This is a genomic window from Sphingorhabdus wooponensis (assembly GCF_003933235.1).
In the GTDB taxonomy this organism is placed as follows: domain Bacteria; phylum Pseudomonadota; class Alphaproteobacteria; order Sphingomonadales; family Sphingomonadaceae; genus Sphingorhabdus_B; species Sphingorhabdus_B wooponensis.
In genome coordinates this window covers 172,337-186,287 of sequence record NZ_RWJI01000002.1, presented here as the reverse complement: position 1 = coordinate 186,287, position 13,951 = coordinate 172,337, and the positions used below count along the sequence as shown (strand labels likewise).

16 protein-coding genes are annotated in these 13,951 nt (G+C 56.0%); 8 read left to right on the top strand and 8 right to left on the bottom strand.

The genetic code is table 11. The features are described from left to right. Window positions 1–27 precede the first annotated feature (27 nt). Genes D7D48_RS09110 through D7D48_RS09095 form a run of 4 tightly spaced genes read left to right on the top strand, consistent with a single transcriptional unit; the run spans window position 28 to window position 1,764 of the window. Window positions 28–927, top strand: coding sequence for an SPFH domain-containing protein (locus D7D48_RS09110; protein WP_125231109.1), 900 nt, complete (start codon window positions 28–30; stop codon window positions 925–927). Window positions 928–936: 9 nt separating this feature from the next. Then, window positions 937–1,137, top strand: coding sequence for a type II toxin-antitoxin system antitoxin (locus tag D7D48_RS09105; protein ID WP_125231108.1), 201 nt, complete (start codon window positions 937–939; stop codon window positions 1,135–1,137). Between the two features lies 1 nt (window position 1,138). Further along, window positions 1,139–1,477: a hypothetical protein gene (locus tag D7D48_RS09100; protein ID WP_125231107.1), complete on the top strand. Its 339-nt coding sequence runs from the start codon at window positions 1,139–1,141 to the stop codon at window positions 1,475–1,477. Between the two features lie 17 nt (window positions 1,478–1,494). Next, the gene (locus D7D48_RS09095; RefSeq protein ID WP_125231106.1) at window positions 1,495–1,764 is read left to right on the top strand and encodes a hypothetical protein; all 270 of its coding nucleotides are present in this window, start codon (window positions 1,495–1,497) and stop codon (window positions 1,762–1,764) included. On the opposite strand, the gene D7D48_RS09090 is transcribed toward D7D48_RS09095, so the two are convergent. Continuing rightward, a complete protein-coding gene (locus tag D7D48_RS09090; RefSeq protein WP_125231105.1) occupies window positions 1,761–2,597 on the bottom strand; it encodes a S1/P1 nuclease in 837 nt (278 codons plus the stop codon). The genes D7D48_RS09095 and D7D48_RS09090 overlap by 4 nt on opposite strands. 94 nt (window positions 2,598–2,691) lie before the next feature. Between D7D48_RS09090 and bla the strand changes: the two genes are divergently transcribed. The 4 genes from bla (at window position 2,692) to D7D48_RS09070 (ending at window position 6,219) form a co-directional block, all read left to right on the top strand. After that, complete coding sequence (gene bla, locus D7D48_RS09085) at window positions 2,692–3,615, top strand: class A beta-lactamase (protein WP_125231104.1); 924 nt, start codon at window positions 2,692–2,694, stop codon at window positions 3,613–3,615. 77 nt (window positions 3,616–3,692) lie between these two features. Next, window positions 3,693–4,832 carry a flavodoxin-dependent (E)-4-hydroxy-3-methylbut-2-enyl-diphosphate synthase gene (gene ispG, locus D7D48_RS09080; protein WP_125231103.1) on the top strand — a complete coding sequence of 380 codons (1,140 nt, stop codon included), beginning with the start codon at window positions 3,693–3,695 and terminating at the stop codon, window positions 4,830–4,832. Further along, a complete protein-coding gene (locus D7D48_RS09075) occupies window positions 4,829–5,314 on the top strand; it encodes a GNAT family N-acetyltransferase (protein ID WP_125231102.1) in 486 nt (161 codons plus the stop codon). The genes ispG and D7D48_RS09075 overlap by 4 nt, the downstream gene beginning before the upstream one ends. 2 nt (window positions 5,315–5,316) lie before the next feature. Next, window positions 5,317–6,219 carry a DMT family transporter gene (locus D7D48_RS09070; protein ID WP_125231101.1) on the top strand — a complete coding sequence of 301 codons (903 nt, stop codon included), beginning with the start codon at window positions 5,317–5,319 and terminating at the stop codon, window positions 6,217–6,219. A 16-nt stretch (window positions 6,220–6,235) separates the two neighbouring features. On the opposite strand, the gene D7D48_RS09065 is transcribed toward D7D48_RS09070, so the two are convergent. Genes D7D48_RS09065 through D7D48_RS09035 form a run of 7 tightly spaced genes read right to left on the bottom strand, consistent with a single transcriptional unit; the run spans window position 6,236 to window position 13,918 of the window. Then, window positions 6,236–7,426 carry a serine hydrolase domain-containing protein gene (locus tag D7D48_RS09065; protein WP_125231100.1) on the bottom strand — a complete coding sequence of 397 codons (1,191 nt, stop codon included), beginning with the start codon at window positions 7,424–7,426 and terminating at the stop codon, window positions 6,236–6,238. Beyond that, window positions 7,423–8,220: an SDR family NAD(P)-dependent oxidoreductase gene (locus D7D48_RS09060; RefSeq protein WP_125231099.1), complete on the bottom strand. Its 798-nt coding sequence runs from the start codon at window positions 8,218–8,220 to the stop codon at window positions 7,423–7,425. Before D7D48_RS09060 ends, D7D48_RS09065 begins: the two co-directional genes overlap by 4 nt. Then, window positions 8,217–8,978, bottom strand: coding sequence for an SDR family NAD(P)-dependent oxidoreductase (locus tag D7D48_RS09055; RefSeq protein ID WP_125231098.1), 762 nt, complete (start codon window positions 8,976–8,978; stop codon window positions 8,217–8,219). The genes D7D48_RS09060 and D7D48_RS09055 overlap by 4 nt, the downstream gene beginning before the upstream one ends. A gap of 44 nt (window positions 8,979–9,022) precedes the next feature. Continuing rightward, entirely contained in the window at window positions 9,023–10,105 is a 1,083-nt protein-coding gene (locus D7D48_RS09050; protein ID WP_125231097.1) for a phosphotransferase family protein, read from the bottom strand. Next, window positions 10,102–11,190 (bottom strand): Zn-dependent alcohol dehydrogenase, encoded by a 1,089-nt coding sequence (locus tag D7D48_RS09045; RefSeq protein WP_125231096.1) that lies wholly within the window; start codon window positions 11,188–11,190, stop codon window positions 10,102–10,104. Before D7D48_RS09045 ends, D7D48_RS09050 begins: the two co-directional genes overlap by 4 nt. Continuing rightward, on the bottom strand, window positions 11,187–12,470 hold the full coding sequence (locus tag D7D48_RS09040; protein ID WP_125231095.1) for an acyl-CoA dehydrogenase family protein: 1,284 nt from the start codon (window positions 12,468–12,470) through the stop codon (window positions 11,187–11,189). The genes D7D48_RS09045 and D7D48_RS09040 overlap by 4 nt, the downstream gene beginning before the upstream one ends. 32 nt (window positions 12,471–12,502) lie before the next feature. Continuing rightward, window positions 12,503–13,918 carry an MFS transporter gene (locus D7D48_RS09035; protein WP_125231094.1) on the bottom strand — a complete coding sequence of 472 codons (1,416 nt, stop codon included), beginning with the start codon at window positions 13,916–13,918 and terminating at the stop codon, window positions 12,503–12,505. Window positions 13,919–13,951 lie beyond the last annotated feature (33 nt).

Here is a 13,951-nt window from a genome sequence, read left to right as displayed (position 1 = left end):
ATGATATCATATTTTATGGAGGTCGTAATGACAGACGATTCGAATAACCTACTCAATGCGAGCCGGGAAATTGCAGCGCGCAGTTTCAACGGCTATTTGATGTTACTTGTGATTTTGGGCAGCATATTGTGGTTCGGTTGGGCGATGACCTCGGTCATACCCGGTGGTCCAAATGCTGATTTCCTGGGTATGGGCCTGAGTATCGCCATTTTCACCTTTGTTTCCGCAGGCTTTTATATGCTGCAGCCAAACCAAGGCGTGGCGCTGACGTTATTCGGTGCGTATAAAGGTACGGACCGGAATGAAGGGCTGCGCTGGACATGGCCATGGATGGGCAAAGCCAAGGTATCGCTGCGCGCGAACAATTTGATCTCGGAAAAGATTAAGGTCAACGATCTGCGCGGCAACCCAATTGAGATGGCCGCGCAAGTGGTCTGGCGTGTGACGGATACGGCGCAGGCTTTGTTTGATGTCGATGATTATAAGGCATTTGTGCTTGCACAAATCGAGGCGGCGGTTCGGACCATCGGCGCACGCTACCCTTATGATGATTTTACGCATCAGGAAGTGACGCTACGCGGCAATCACGATCAAGTCGGCGGCGAATTGCGTCTGGAATTGATGGAGCGTTTGCGCGTTGCGGGTATTACCGTCGACGAATGCGGCTTCACCCATTTGGCCTATGCGCAGGAAATTGCGGGTGCCATGCTCCGTCGCCAACAAGCCGAGGCAGTGGTCGCGGCGCGTAAGACCTTAGTCGAAGGCGCCGTTGGCATGGTCGAAATGGCGCTTGAAATGCTGTCGGCGAAAAATGTGGTTGAGCTGGACGACGAACGCCGCGCGGCGATGGTCTCCAACCTCATGGTGGTCCTGTGCGGTGAACGCGATACACAGCCCGTGGTCAACGCCGGTACATTGTACAGCTAGGCTACTTACATGTCCGCTCCGTCCAAAAAGGCTTTTCCGCTCCGCCTCGATCCGGCATTATTTGCCTGCATCGAACGCTGCGCAGCCGCCGATTTCCGGAGCGCCAATGCAGAAATTGAAGTGCTGTTGCGGGAGGCATTGGCCAAACGCGGCGTGAAGGTAGGGGTCAGCGAAACGCCAAAACGTGGGCGACCGCCGAAGGAGAGTTGAAATGCGCGATGAAGATAAACCCTTTGTCTATTACAAAACGGGATCCGGCTTTAAAATATCCCCACGCAATGCGGCAGGCTGGCGCGCATTTGCTGTCTGGATGTTCGCATTTTTTGGTGCAACGGGCATTTTTGTGTGGGCGACGGTTGCCGCCGAAAGAGCGGGCTGGGAAGATAGTAAAATGCTATTGCTTGTTACTGCGCCATTTTTGTGTGTGACCGCCATTTGGGTTTTTGCCATGATCAGGTACATGAAAGCGCGAAGCGAGATTGTCGATATGGACAGCCTGATTCAGTTAAAGCGCGAATTGGACCGCAATAAGAAGCGCAATTCGCGCTGAAAACGGGGATTGGATCTATGCTACATCTCTTTTTGGGCAAAGAACCTTGGTTTCGTGCGAAACGTTTTGGCTATGGTGCAGGCCTACCTTTCAAGTGGCAAGGCTGGGTGACATTGGCGGTCTATCTTTTGGCGATGGTGGGTTTGGGGCTGTTCGCGGACGGTAATGGGGCCATGCCTACGATCGTAACTGTTGGGCTCATGCTGACCACGACTGCCATTTTCCTCGTCATCGTCCGCAACCATACCGAAGGTGGATGGAAATGGCGCGGGGATTTTGGGGCTTAGCCTAAAGCCTCTTCCAACAACCGTGCCAAGCGGATGCCGCCACGCTCTACTTGTTGCCGTAATGCTGCACGCGATGCCGCGACGTCGGCTTCGTCAATAACAACGGCTGTGGTTGGTTTCGCGCCACAGGCATCACCATCCATAGCGCGCGGATAGGCTATGCTTTTCGACACGGCCCAATTTTCTTCACTCCAACTGCGCACATTGCCCTGTGCGATTACGGCTTTCTCCGCGGGCGAAAATTGGCGGACAATAGCAGGCGCTCCGGACAGTGCGCGGTCCGCTAAAAGCCCATCCCAGACCGAATGGAGATTATAACCTGGCATCACGCCATAAGTTGTTTTTAGGTCATTGCCGCCGCGATCGGCGCGGTCGCCAGCATGTAATGGCTGATGTATGTCGCCGACAAAATGGATCAGGAAGGCAAGCGCCTCCAACCGAACATGCGCAGGCAGCGCTTTGTTTGATAAAAGCGCAAAGTTGCGGTCAATCTGGGCGGAAACGCAATTGCCATCGGCGCAGGCGCTTTTCAAATCGAACGGTTTGCAGATGTCGACATTTTGGTAATGCCAGCTGTTGGTGTAGCCCCAGCGCACCCGGTCACCCTTGATGCAATCCGCCCAGATGCTGACATCGCCGATATTGCGCATTGCACATTTCGGGGTTCCAAGCATCGGTGCCGCGCGCAACAGGCGTTGCATATTCGTGCGCGCCTTGGGAGACATGTTCGCTTGGGCAATGTGCGCGACTGTCTCATGGCCATATTCCCAATATGCTTGGGCAGGTGCGAGTGGTGCGAACAAAAGGGCGATCGACATAAGGAAGCGTTTCATAAATGTGCCTTAGTTTGTATCCATGCGTAAATCAAAGCAGTAGGCGCATGCATTGCGATTTGGTGCCACTAGCAAAAACATTGGGAGGCGGGTGATGGAAATTGATAGACGCGGGCTCATGGCAGGTGCTGCGGCGTTGACGATCGCCGGCTGCGCTGGGCCGCGGCAAGTGCGCCCGTCCGTTTCCGCCAATGCCGCGTTGGCGGCGCTAGAGGCGCGCGCTGGCGGACGGCTAGGGGCGTTGGTGCTCGATACGGCATCGGGGCGTATGACGGGGCATCATTATGATGACGCTTTTGCGATGTGCTCGACCTTCAAGCTCGCGCTCGCTGCAGCGGTTCTGCAACAGGCGGATCAAGGCAGGCTGAAACTGGATACGGTGTTGCCTTATTCGCAAGCGGATATGGTCCCGCACGCCCCCGTCACAGGACCGAACTTGGCAAAAGGTGCGATGCGCATCATCGATTTGGCTGAAGCCGCGCAAAAGACCAGCGATAATGTGGCGGCCAATCTGCTGATGAAACATCTGGGTGGACCAGCCGCCATTACCGCTATTTTCCGCAGCTGGGGCGATGACGTCACGCGCCTTGACCGGTACGAGCCGGACGTGAACAATGTCCCGCCCGGTGAAGTCCGCGACACGACTACGCCGCGAGCATTTGCGTGGATGATGGCGCGACTGTTGACGGACGACCGAATATTGCAGCCGAGTTCGCGTGATTTGTTGACCCAATGGATGGTCGATACAGCCACGGGGATGAAGCGGATTCGAGGTGGCCTCCCCGCTTCTTGGAAAAGTGGCGATAAAACCGGAACCGCCAATAGCACACATTTCAACAACAAGACCAATGATGTCGCCATTTTCTGGCCGCCCGCGCGGCCTCCGGTCATTGTGACGGCCTTTTATGAAGCGGACGGGAAATATGAACAGACCCGCGATTCTGATCAGGCCGTTCTCGCCGAAATAGGCAAAATTGCTGCAGCGCAAGCAGTGGCGTGGAACGGTGGTCTGGACTGAGGAGCGTAGCGCGCCCTCCTGAAAAACAGTTCAGGATGATGATTGCGGGAAAATAGCAAGCCGCCTATATCCCGTTCATGTCTTCTATTCGCCCTTGGCGCGATATTGCGCGCCGTCAGTCCCGCCAGATCATGGTCGGTAAAGTCCCTGTCGGTGGCAATGCCCCGATCTCGGTGCAAACCATGACCAATACGCTGACCAGCGATGCTGCTGCTACGATTGATCAGATCCGCCGCTGTGAGGATGCAGGCGTCGATATCATCCGCGTTTCCTGCCCCGATGTGGAAAGCACGGCGGCGCTGAAACAGATTGTCCGCGCGGCCAATGTACCCATCGTCGCCGATATTCACTTCCATTACAAACGCGCACTTGAGGCGGCGGATGCGGGTGCGGCGTGCTTGCGCATCAACCCCGGCAACATTGGTTCATCGGAACGCGTGAAGGAAGTCGTCAACGCCGCCAAAGCCAATGGCTGCGCGATCCGGATCGGCGTGAATGCAGGTAGCTTAGAAAAAGACTTGCTCGAAAAATATGGCGAACCCTGCCCAGAGGCGCTGATCGAAAGCGCGCTTGACCATATCAAGTTGTTGCAGGACCATGATTTCCACGAATTTAAAGTCGCGGTGAAGGCGTCCGACGTCTTCTTGGCGGTTGCCGCTTATATGGGCTTGGCCGACGCCGTTGATTGCCCCTTGCATTTGGGCATTACCGAAGCGGGCGGGTTGATTGGCGGCACCGTCAAATCCTCGATCGGCATGGGCAATTTATTGTGGGCGGGGATTGGCGACACCATCCGCGTTAGCCTGTCTGCCGAGCCTGAAGAAGAAGTGCGCGTCGGCTATGAAATCTTGAAAGCTTTGGGCTTGCGCACCCGCGGCGTGCGCGTTGTCAGCTGCCCAAGCTGCGCGCGGCAGGGCTTTGACGTGATCCGCACCGTGCAAAAGCTGGAGGATGCGCTTGGCCATATTAAAACCCCGATGTCGCTGTCGGTCCTTGGTTGCGTTGTCAATGGCCCCGGCGAAGCGCGCGAAACCGACATCGGCATCACCGGCGGCGGCAATGGCAAGCATATGGTCTATTTATCTGGCGTCACCGACCATCATGTCGAGGATGACGACATGATCAGCCACATCGTGCGTCTGGTCGAAGCCAAAGCCGCAGAGATTGATGCGGGCACCAGCGTCAGCATGGATACGCTGCACGGGAAAACGGCTTGAGCCTCTCGATACGGGCTGCAACGTCAGCGGACATCACGCTCATCGGGCAATTTATTCGCGACCTCGCGGAATATGAAAAGCTGGCCCATGCCGTGCGCTTTGATGAGGCGCTGATGGCGCAAAAGCTGTTTGGACCGCGGCCTTATGCCGAGGTTTTGATTGGCGAGATTGACGGCATCGCGCAGGGCTTTGCTTTGTTCTTCCACAATTTCTCAACCTTTGAAGGGCGGCCGGGAATCTATTTGGAAGATTTGTTTGTCCGGCCCGATGCGCGCGGCTCGGGGCTTGGCAAGGCGTTGCTGGGTAAGCTTGCGGCGCTTGCGGTTGAGCGCGATTGTGCGCGGCTCGAATGGTCAGTGCTGGACTGGAATACACCCGCGATTGATTTTTATAAGGCGCTGGGGGCCGTACCGATGGACGAATGGACCGTCTATCGTGTGGATGGCACGGCGCTCAAAACCCTTGCCACACACAGCCTGTAAATATGGCTGAACTGCATCCGCGTCCCTTCATTCCGTTCGTGATGGCGGCGGCGGGCGTTGCCACATTTTCGCTCATGGATGCGATGATGAAAGACATCGCTTTGTCTCTGGGTGCTTATAATGCGGTCATGTGGCGAAACTGCCTTGGCACATTGTTCATGGGGTTGTTGTTCGTTGGCATGCGGCAGAAATGGCCGCCATTTGACGTCCTCAAAATGCATATATGGCGCAGTATCATCGTGTCGATCATGGCGGTCAGCTTTTTCTGGTCGTTGACGCAATTGCCCTTGGCCGAAGCCATCGGGCTGAGCTTCATCGCGCCAGTCATCGCGCTCTATCTCGCAGCCGTGATGCTGGGGGAGACAATCGGCCGTCCGGCCATCTGGGCGTCGCTGGCGGGGCTTGGCGGCGTCGCCATCATCATGGCTGGTCGGTTGAGCGGACATTATACCAGCGGGCATCTTTGGGGCGCTGCGGCGGTTTTGTTTTCGGCCGTGGTTTTTGCTTATAATTTGATATTGGCACGGCGGCAGGCGCAGGTTGCTGGGCCAATCGAAATTGCCTTTTTCCAAAACCTGTTTGTGGCGGCAACCCTCGGCTTGGCTGCCCCATGGTTTTTGCAGCCCATCGGCATGGCCGATGCCCCGATGATTGGCGGTGCGGCGGCCTTGGCGATTATCTCGTTATTGTTTTTAAGTTGGGCCTATGCCCGCGCGGAAGCACAGATTTTGATTCCGGTTGAATATACCGGTTTTGTCTGGGCCGCATTTTTCGGCTGGTTGTTTTTTGCCGAGCCCGTCACGTGGCCCGTGCTTTTGGGCACGGCCCTGATTGTGGCTGGAAGCCTGATTGCGGCCCGGGCAAAACCGGAGCCCGTCAATCAGGTGGAGATTGCGACGGTTTAAGGGGGTAGGCTGGTCCCTACGCGGCCAGCGCCGAATAGATCATCGTCTTGATCTCACGGCGCACGGGATAGGTGGTCGATGGCAGCAATTGCGTCATGAAAATCATGATGATGTCCTCAACCGGATCGACGAAAAAGGCGGTAGAATACATGCCGCCCCAATAAAAATCGCCGTTGGAACAAGGCGTAAGTGTCGCGCTGTTGTCGATGGTGGTCGCAAAGCCAAGGCCAAAACCAATGCCAGCCATATCGGCCTCGCTGAACAAGGATTTCGACATTTGCGTCAGATCTTGACCGCCGGGAATATGGTTGGCGGTCATCAATTCTATCGTCTTGGGGCTCAGAATTTGTGCGCCATCAAGCGCGCCGCCGTTCAGCAGCATCCGGCAGAAACGATGATAGTCCGCAACGCTCGACGCAAGGCCGCCACCGCCGGAGTTAAAGGACCAGCCCTTTGCCCACATGCTTTCTGCGCCTGCTTTGTCGAGCAGCTTCATTTTGGTTTCAGGATCAAATCCGAAACCTTCGGGGATTCGTGCTGCCTTGTCGGCGGGCACGTGGAAAAATGTATCGGTCATGCCCAAGGGTGCGAAAATATGCGTTTGGAAATATTCGGGCAGGGATAGTCCACTAATCCGTTCGACCAATATGCCCACTATGTCGGTGGCCACCGAATAATTCCACTGTGTGCCTGGATCGAATTCTAAGGGAATTTGCGCGAGCGTATCAATAAAGCTTTGCGCCGTATTTTTGCTCCAGCTTTCAACATCGGTCTTGCGATAGGCCGCGTCGACATTGCCTTGTTCCTGAAAGCTGTAAGTGAATCCAGCGGTGTGCCGCAGCAGGTCCACCACGCGCATGTGCGTGGACGGTGCGCGCGTCATAAACGGCACATTGCCGCCTCCGCCCATAAACACACCCAATTTCGCAAATTCGGGAATATATTTGGCGACCGGATCGGTCAGCGCAACCTTGCCCTGCTCCACCAACTGCATGAAGGCGACTGAGGTAATGGGTTTCGTCATCGATGCGATGCGGAAAATGGCATCATCTGCGACGCCCGAACTCCATTGCAACGCGATATCGTCGCCACGTCCAACCAGTACCGACGCAAAGGGCAATTTGCCATTGTCGAGATAATTGGATTGGATGAATGCAGGAATCCGCGCAAGGCGGTCGGAAACAAAGCCTAGGTCTTCGGCGCTCATACGGCGGTTTGTCCTGTTAACTGACGTGTTACGGGGTGCGAGCTCGACAGTCCGCCGTCCACGGCAATGGCTTGGCCATTGACATAAGAGGCTTGGTCACTCGCGAGGAACAAGGCAACATTCGCCAGTTCCTCTGGCTGTGCGCCACGGCGCAAGGGGTTTAGTCGGCCGATTTTTTCGGTCACGCCCTTTTCGCGGGCATAATCGAAAGTCGGCTTCGTCATGCCGGTTTCGGTCAGGCCAGGGCAAATTGCGTTGCAACGGACATTCGTGCCAGACAATTGCTGTGCGCTGACCTGCGCCAGATTGATGACCCCAGCCTTTGACGCCGAATAAGGCGGGCCGCCGGCGCCCGAGCGGATACCGGCAACGCTTGCTGTCAGGATAATCGAACCGCCATTGCCGGCATCGGCCATGACTTTGCCGGCATGTTTCACCATCAACCAGGGGCCGATGAGGTTAACGCGCAGGACGCTGGTGAAGTTTTCGACGCTGTTATCGAAGATGCCTTCCATGCCGCCGGAGATGCCAGCGTTCGCAAAAGCAATGTCGAGATGGCCATGCAGCGTGATGGCCTTGGCGACCAAAGCCGCAACATCGGCTTCATCGCCTGCATCCATTTGTACGGCCGTGGCGGCATTGCCAATCATCGCTGCGGTGTCATGGACGGAAGCCGCCATGTCGCCCAAGATGACCTTCGCGCCTTCGGCTGCAAAACGAATGGCGGACGCGCGGCCTATGCCTGATCCTGCGCCGGTGATGATGGCGACTTTGCCTGCCAGTGCCCCACTCATACGACTACGCCTCCATCCACAACAATTGTCTGCCCCGTCATAAAGGTGGACGCGTCCGATGCCAAATACACCGCCGCGCCCGCAATCTCGCGCGGTTCGCCAATACGGCCAAGCGCTGCGCCCGAGGTGGAAGCCTTCAGATTTTCTGGATTCTCCCACAATGCCTTGGCAAAATCGGTCTTTACCAGTCCTGGCGCGATCGAGTTAATGCGGACATTATACGGACCATATTCGCGGGCGAGATTTTTGGTCATCTGAATATCCGCCGCTTTCGTAATCGCATAGGCGCCCAAGATCGGCGATCCCCGCAGGCCGCCAATAGAGGATACAATCACGATGGAGCCCGATTTGCGGGCGATCATTTCGGGCACGACCATCTGGATCAGCCAATGTTGCGAGACAATATTGTGGTCGAGCGTCTTGCGCAGTTGTTCGTCGGTGATCGTCGCCATGGGGCCATAATGCGGGTTGGACGCGGCATTGCAGACCAAAACATCGACCTTCCCAAATGCCTTACGCGCTTCATCGACCAGATTCTGCAAGCTTTCTTTGGAGGATAGACTTGAGGCCACGGCAAGCGCCGCGCCCGCATGCTTGGCGTTAATTCCAGCAGCGACCGCTTCGCAATCTTCGATATTGCGGCTGGAGATCACAACCTTTGCGCCATGATCTGCCATTTCTTCGGCAATTGCCTGTCCAATGCCGCGTGACGACCCTGTGATGATCGCGACCTTGTCGGTCATATCGAATAAAGACATTTTTCTCTCCACTTTCCTCTCCGTTTATCGGGAGGGGTTATACCTTACGCTCCGGCCTTTTCCGCAAACTTCCATGCCGATTCTGCCAACGGGAACACGCGTTCGGCCATGGCTTGCGCATGGGACGAACTTGCGGTGCCGTCGATGACGCGTTTTTTAATGCCCTGAATAATCCCCGCGAGGCGGAAGAAATTATAGGCAAAATACCAGTTCATGTCGGGCACGCCGTCGCGACCTGTGGCGGCACAATAACGCTCCACCATCGCATCGAGTTCGGGAATACCCAAAGCAGCTCGGTCTAAATCCATAACGCCCGACCGGCCTTCATTATGCGTCACCCATGCCATTGCGACATACGTGAAATCGGCCAACGGATCGCCCAAGGTGGACAATTCCCAATCCAACACCGCGACGACCTTTGCCTCTTTGGCATCGAAGATCATGTTGTCGATGCGATAATCACCATGTACGACACTTGTGCGTGTTTGCTCGGGCAAAGTCTTCGGCAACCATTCGATAAGCCGTTCCATTTCGGGCATTGTTTCGGTTTCGGCGAGCCGATATTGCTTCGTCCAGCGTTCCACCTGCCGTCCGAAATAATTTCCGGGTTTACCGAAATCGGACAGGCCAGCGCTTTCAACATCCACATTATGCAACGCTGCGAGGGTGTCGATCATCGCCTCATAGGTTGCGCGGCGTTCGGCAGGGTTTGACCCCGGCATAGCGCCATCCCAGATGGTGCGACCCTCAACCATGTCCATGATGTAGAACATCGAACCGATGACGCTGTCGTCGGTGCATAGGCCAAAAGGTTTGGCGACCGGAAATCCCGTGGGGTACAGGCCTGCAATTACCTTATACTCGCGGTCAACGGCGTGTGCGCTGGGCAGCAAGACGCCAAATGGCTTACGGCGTAGGACATAGGAGCCGCTTTTCGCGTTCAAGCGATAAGTCGGGTTGGACTGCCCACCGGCGAATTTCAGAACCTCGACTGGGCCTTCGAAGCCCTCGACGTTCGCGTCCATCCACTGCGCCAATTTGTTGGCATCCAAGATATCCGCGCCGCTTGGCGCAACGGTGCCTGTAAAGGCCGTCTGTGCATCAATGGGTGTCGGCGCTGCGGTCATTGGTCGAATACGATAACCGAACGGGCAGCATCACCGCGCTTCATTTGGTCAAAGCCTTCATTGATACGTTCCAGCGGAATTGTCTCCGAAACGATGCTGTCGAGATCGAGCATGCCGCGCATGTAGAAATCCACGAGGCGCGGAATATCGACCGGGAAGCGGTTGCCTCCCATGATCGCGCCTTGCAGTTTCTTACCCGACAGCAAATCCATTGCCGACAGTCCAACCGAATGCTGCAATGGCATCATGCCCAAAATCGTTGCAGTCCCGCCGCGTTTCAGCGACTTGACGGCAAGCTCCCCCGAGGCTGGACGTCCGACAGCTTCAATCGCATGATCGACGCCGCCCTTGGTCAATTCCTGAATTTGCTTGGCTGCGTCAGCATCCATTGGATCGATGACATCGGTTGCGCCGAGCTTCATCGCCAGTGCACGCTTTTCAGGCATTGGGTCCGCTGCGATGATCCGGCCTGCACCGGCGATTTTGGCGGCGTTAATGGTCGCAAGGCCAACACCGCCACAACCGATAACGGCAATGGTTTCACCGGGCGTTACTTTGCACGCGTTGAAAATGGTGCCTGCACCGGTGGTGACTGCACAACCAATGACCGATGCCTTATCGAGCGGCATTTCTGGGTTAATCGCAACGCAGGCATGTTCGTGCACCAACATCATTTCGGCATAAGCTGATAGGTTGAGCATCTGATTGACAGTGCTGCCATCAGGCCGTGTCAGGCGCGGGGCCTCACCTGCTTTGCGCCGTGTGTCGCCGCCGAGGCACAAGGACATCCGACCAGAGACGCAATATTCGCAATGGCCGCAGAACGCCGACAAGCAGGTGACAACGGCGTCGCCCACCTTCACCGTGCGCACTTCGCTGCCTACCGCTTCGACAATACCCGCTGCCTCATGCCCGGGTATCGCGGGCAAGGGATGCGGATAGGTACCTTCGATGAAATGCAAGTCGCTATGGCACAATCCGCAGGCCGCGGTGCGGATCAGCACTTCATGCGGCCCAGGATTGGCGATGTTGATCTGCTCAATCTGAAGCGGTTTGCCCGCTTCGATCAGGACGGCAGCCTTCACCGTGTTGCCCCCATATCGCCGCTGGACATGCCGTCTTTGCCACGGCCGCCATGCTTGCCCAATTCCATACGCGCGATGGCGCGGGCGTGCACTTCGTCGGGACCATCGGCCAGACGCAAGGTGCGCTGATGCGCCCAAGCCGAGGCGAGACCGAAATCGTCGGACACGCCGCCGCCGCCATGGGCTTGGATAGCGTTATCGATGATGCTCAAAGCCATATTGGGTGCTTGCACCTTGATCATTGCAATTTCAGCGGCAGCCGCCTTGTTGCCGACCTTGTCCATCATGTCTGCTGCCTTCAGGCAAAGCAGACGGGTCATTTCAATGTCGATACGGGCACGGGCAATGCGCTCTTCCCAGACGCTATGCTCGGCAACCGTCTTGCCAAAGGCAACGCGCGATTGCAGGCGCTTGCACATTTTCTCCAGCGCTTCTTCGGCGGTTCCAATGGTGCGCATGCAGTGATGGATGCGGCCTGGTCCAAGGCGGCCTTGCGCGATCTCGAAGCCGCGACCTTCGCCCAGCAACATGTTCGATGCCGGAATACGGACATCCTTCAATTCAATTTCCATATGACCATGCGGCGCGTCATCATAACCAAAGACTGGCAAATGGCGCAGAATCTTTACGCCGGGGGAATCCAGTTCCATCAGCACCATGGATTGCTGCGCATGGCGCTTGGCTTCAAAATCGGTTTTGCCCATAACGATGGCGATTTTGCAGCGTGGGTCGCCCGCACCTGATGACCACCATTTTACGCCGTTGAGGACATATTCATCGCCTTCACGGCGAATGGATGTTTCGATGTTGGTCGCATCCGAAGAGGCAACGGCTGGTTCCGTCATCAAAAACGCCGAACGGATTTCGCCGTTCATTAATGGGATCATCCATTTTTCTTTTTGCTCTGCCGTGCCGTAGCGCAGGAAGACTTCCATATTGCCGGTGTCTGGAGCCGAGCAGTTATAAACTTCGGATGCAAAACCGATGCGGCCCATTTCTTCGGCGCACAGGGCATATTCCATGTTGGAGAGGCCGGGACCATCGAACGCTACGCTGTCATCGACATGCACGCGGCCCGAGGTTGGTGGCATGAACAGGTTCCATAGACCCGCAGCCTTGGCGCGCGCCTTTTCTTCTTCAACGACTTGAAGCACTTTCCAACGGTCGCCCACTGCCTGCTCGGCATAATAATCGGCAACGCGTGGACGCAAGAAGCGTTCATTATGGTCGCGGATACGGTCCCGCCAATATGTTTGCTTGTCGTTGAGATCGAAATCCATGGCTCATTCCTCTTTGTAATTTAATTGATTGGTTAACTGGCAGACTCTGTCGTTGTGTTCAAGGCGCGCAAGCGTTCATTGTGACTTTCACGCGAAATCGGGAAATGGCGCAGGATAAGGACACCGATAATGCCGACTACCAAGACCGTGCACATATAATATAACGCCAGCCCATCGAGGACGGCGACATCCACTTCGCCCGGCTTCGCGTCTTGCGGAAAACTGGCGAAGCTTAGGATCATTCCGGCTGCAAAGGTGCCGATGCCAACGGCACATTTCTGCATGAAGAAATAGCCCGCGAAAAATAGCCCTTCGGAACGCCGGCCGGTTTCTTGCTGCGATGCCTCCACCACATCGGCCATCATTGAGGATGTGAGCATCATCATACTCACCGCCGCGCTATTGGCGATGGTCATTAACCCAAACATAAACAGGATTGAGGGATTTGACGGCGCTCCGGGTACAATGTCGAGCAGCCAGCTTCCGTATAACGCCGCCGTAAAGGTCAGCGAGATAATCGCGAACAAAATTGCAGCATGTTTCTTGCCCAATCGCGCTGATACGGGCGGAACAATGATGAAAGCAATGATGACCGTCGAAAATAGGGTTAGCGCATAATAGAGCATTTCGATCTGTTGCAGCTGCCATAGAAAAGCGAGCTGGTAATTGGTGAGCGCAAAGGTCATCCCTTGGTTGATAAGCCCAAACAAAGCTGCGGAGACGAGCCACAGAAAGGCGCGGTTGGATAATGTCGCCTTCACTTCGGCAAAGGCATGGCCAAGGCCAGCACCGCGCGGGGCAGGGGACGAAGGCTTTGCGATGTGCCGATGTTGCCCAAGCGCGGAGATAAGCACCGCGCCGCTCATCATAAGCGCGCCCCACACCGAATAGGCATCATATCCCACAGGGTCACTCACGCCCTTTTCGCCCGTGAAGAAAATGCCATATGCAAAGATCAGCATGAGCAATCCACCCGCCCAGCCAAACAGGAAACGGTACCGCATCAAACGCGTGCGCTCATCATAATCGCCGGTCAGTTCAGGCACGAGCGCGATGGACGGCACTTCGCACATCGCCACCAAGGTGCGCGCCAAGACCGCGGTGCAGAACAACCAGATGATTGTGCCAGTTTGCCCCATTGCGGGCGGATGCCACAACAGCAGCCAGATAATGCCAAGCGGAATGGCGGCGGCATATAGCCATGGCAGGCGCCTGCCCCATTTGCTTTGCGTGCGGTCGGACAATTCGCCAATGATCGGGTCGACAAAGGCATCAAAAATCAGCGCAGCCATGATGACGGTGCCAACGATGCCTGCATCAATCCCAAGCACCTGATTATAAAAAATCAGCAGGAAAACCGAAAAGCCATTGTCCTTTACGCCATAAGCAACGGAGCCAAGGCCATGCATGACTTTTAAGGATCGGGGAAGGGCGACAGCAGCGACCATATTGGCTTAAATCACAAAACGCGAAAAGGCGTG

Coding starts and splice junctions, on each gene's coding strand:
- D7D48_RS09110 (WP_125231109.1), top strand. CDS start 28: ATGACAGACGATTCGAATAACCTACTCAATGCGAGCCGGGAAATTGCA.
- D7D48_RS09105 (WP_125231108.1), top strand. CDS start 937: ATGTCCGCTCCGTCCAAAAAGGCTTTTCCGCTCCGCCTCGATCCGGCA.
- D7D48_RS09100 (WP_125231107.1), top strand. CDS start 1,139: ATGCGCGATGAAGATAAACCCTTTGTCTATTACAAAACGGGATCCGGC.
- D7D48_RS09095 (WP_125231106.1), top strand. CDS start 1,495: ATGCTACATCTCTTTTTGGGCAAAGAACCTTGGTTTCGTGCGAAACGT.
- D7D48_RS09090 (WP_125231105.1), bottom strand. CDS start 2,597: ATGAAACGCTTCCTTATGTCGATCGCCCTTTTGTTCGCACCACTCGCA.
- bla (WP_125231104.1), top strand. CDS start 2,692: ATGGAAATTGATAGACGCGGGCTCATGGCAGGTGCTGCGGCGTTGACG.
- ispG (WP_125231103.1), top strand. CDS start 3,693: ATGTCTTCTATTCGCCCTTGGCGCGATATTGCGCGCCGTCAGTCCCGC.
- D7D48_RS09070 (WP_125231101.1), top strand. CDS start 5,317: ATGGCTGAACTGCATCCGCGTCCCTTCATTCCGTTCGTGATGGCGGCG.
- D7D48_RS09065 (WP_125231100.1), bottom strand. CDS start 7,426: ATGAGCGCCGAAGACCTAGGCTTTGTTTCCGACCGCCTTGCGCGGATT.
- D7D48_RS09060 (WP_125231099.1), bottom strand. CDS start 8,220: ATGAGTGGGGCACTGGCAGGCAAAGTCGCCATCATCACCGGCGCAGGA.
- D7D48_RS09055 (WP_125231098.1), bottom strand. CDS start 8,978: ATGTCTTTATTCGATATGACCGACAAGGTCGCGATCATCACAGGGTCG.
- D7D48_RS09050 (WP_125231097.1), bottom strand. CDS start 10,105: ATGACCGCAGCGCCGACACCCATTGATGCACAGACGGCCTTTACAGGC.
- D7D48_RS09040 (WP_125231095.1), bottom strand. CDS start 12,470: ATGGATTTCGATCTCAACGACAAGCAAACATATTGGCGGGACCGTATC.
- D7D48_RS09035 (WP_125231094.1), bottom strand. CDS start 13,918: ATGGTCGCTGCTGTCGCCCTTCCCCGATCCTTAAAAGTCATGCATGGC.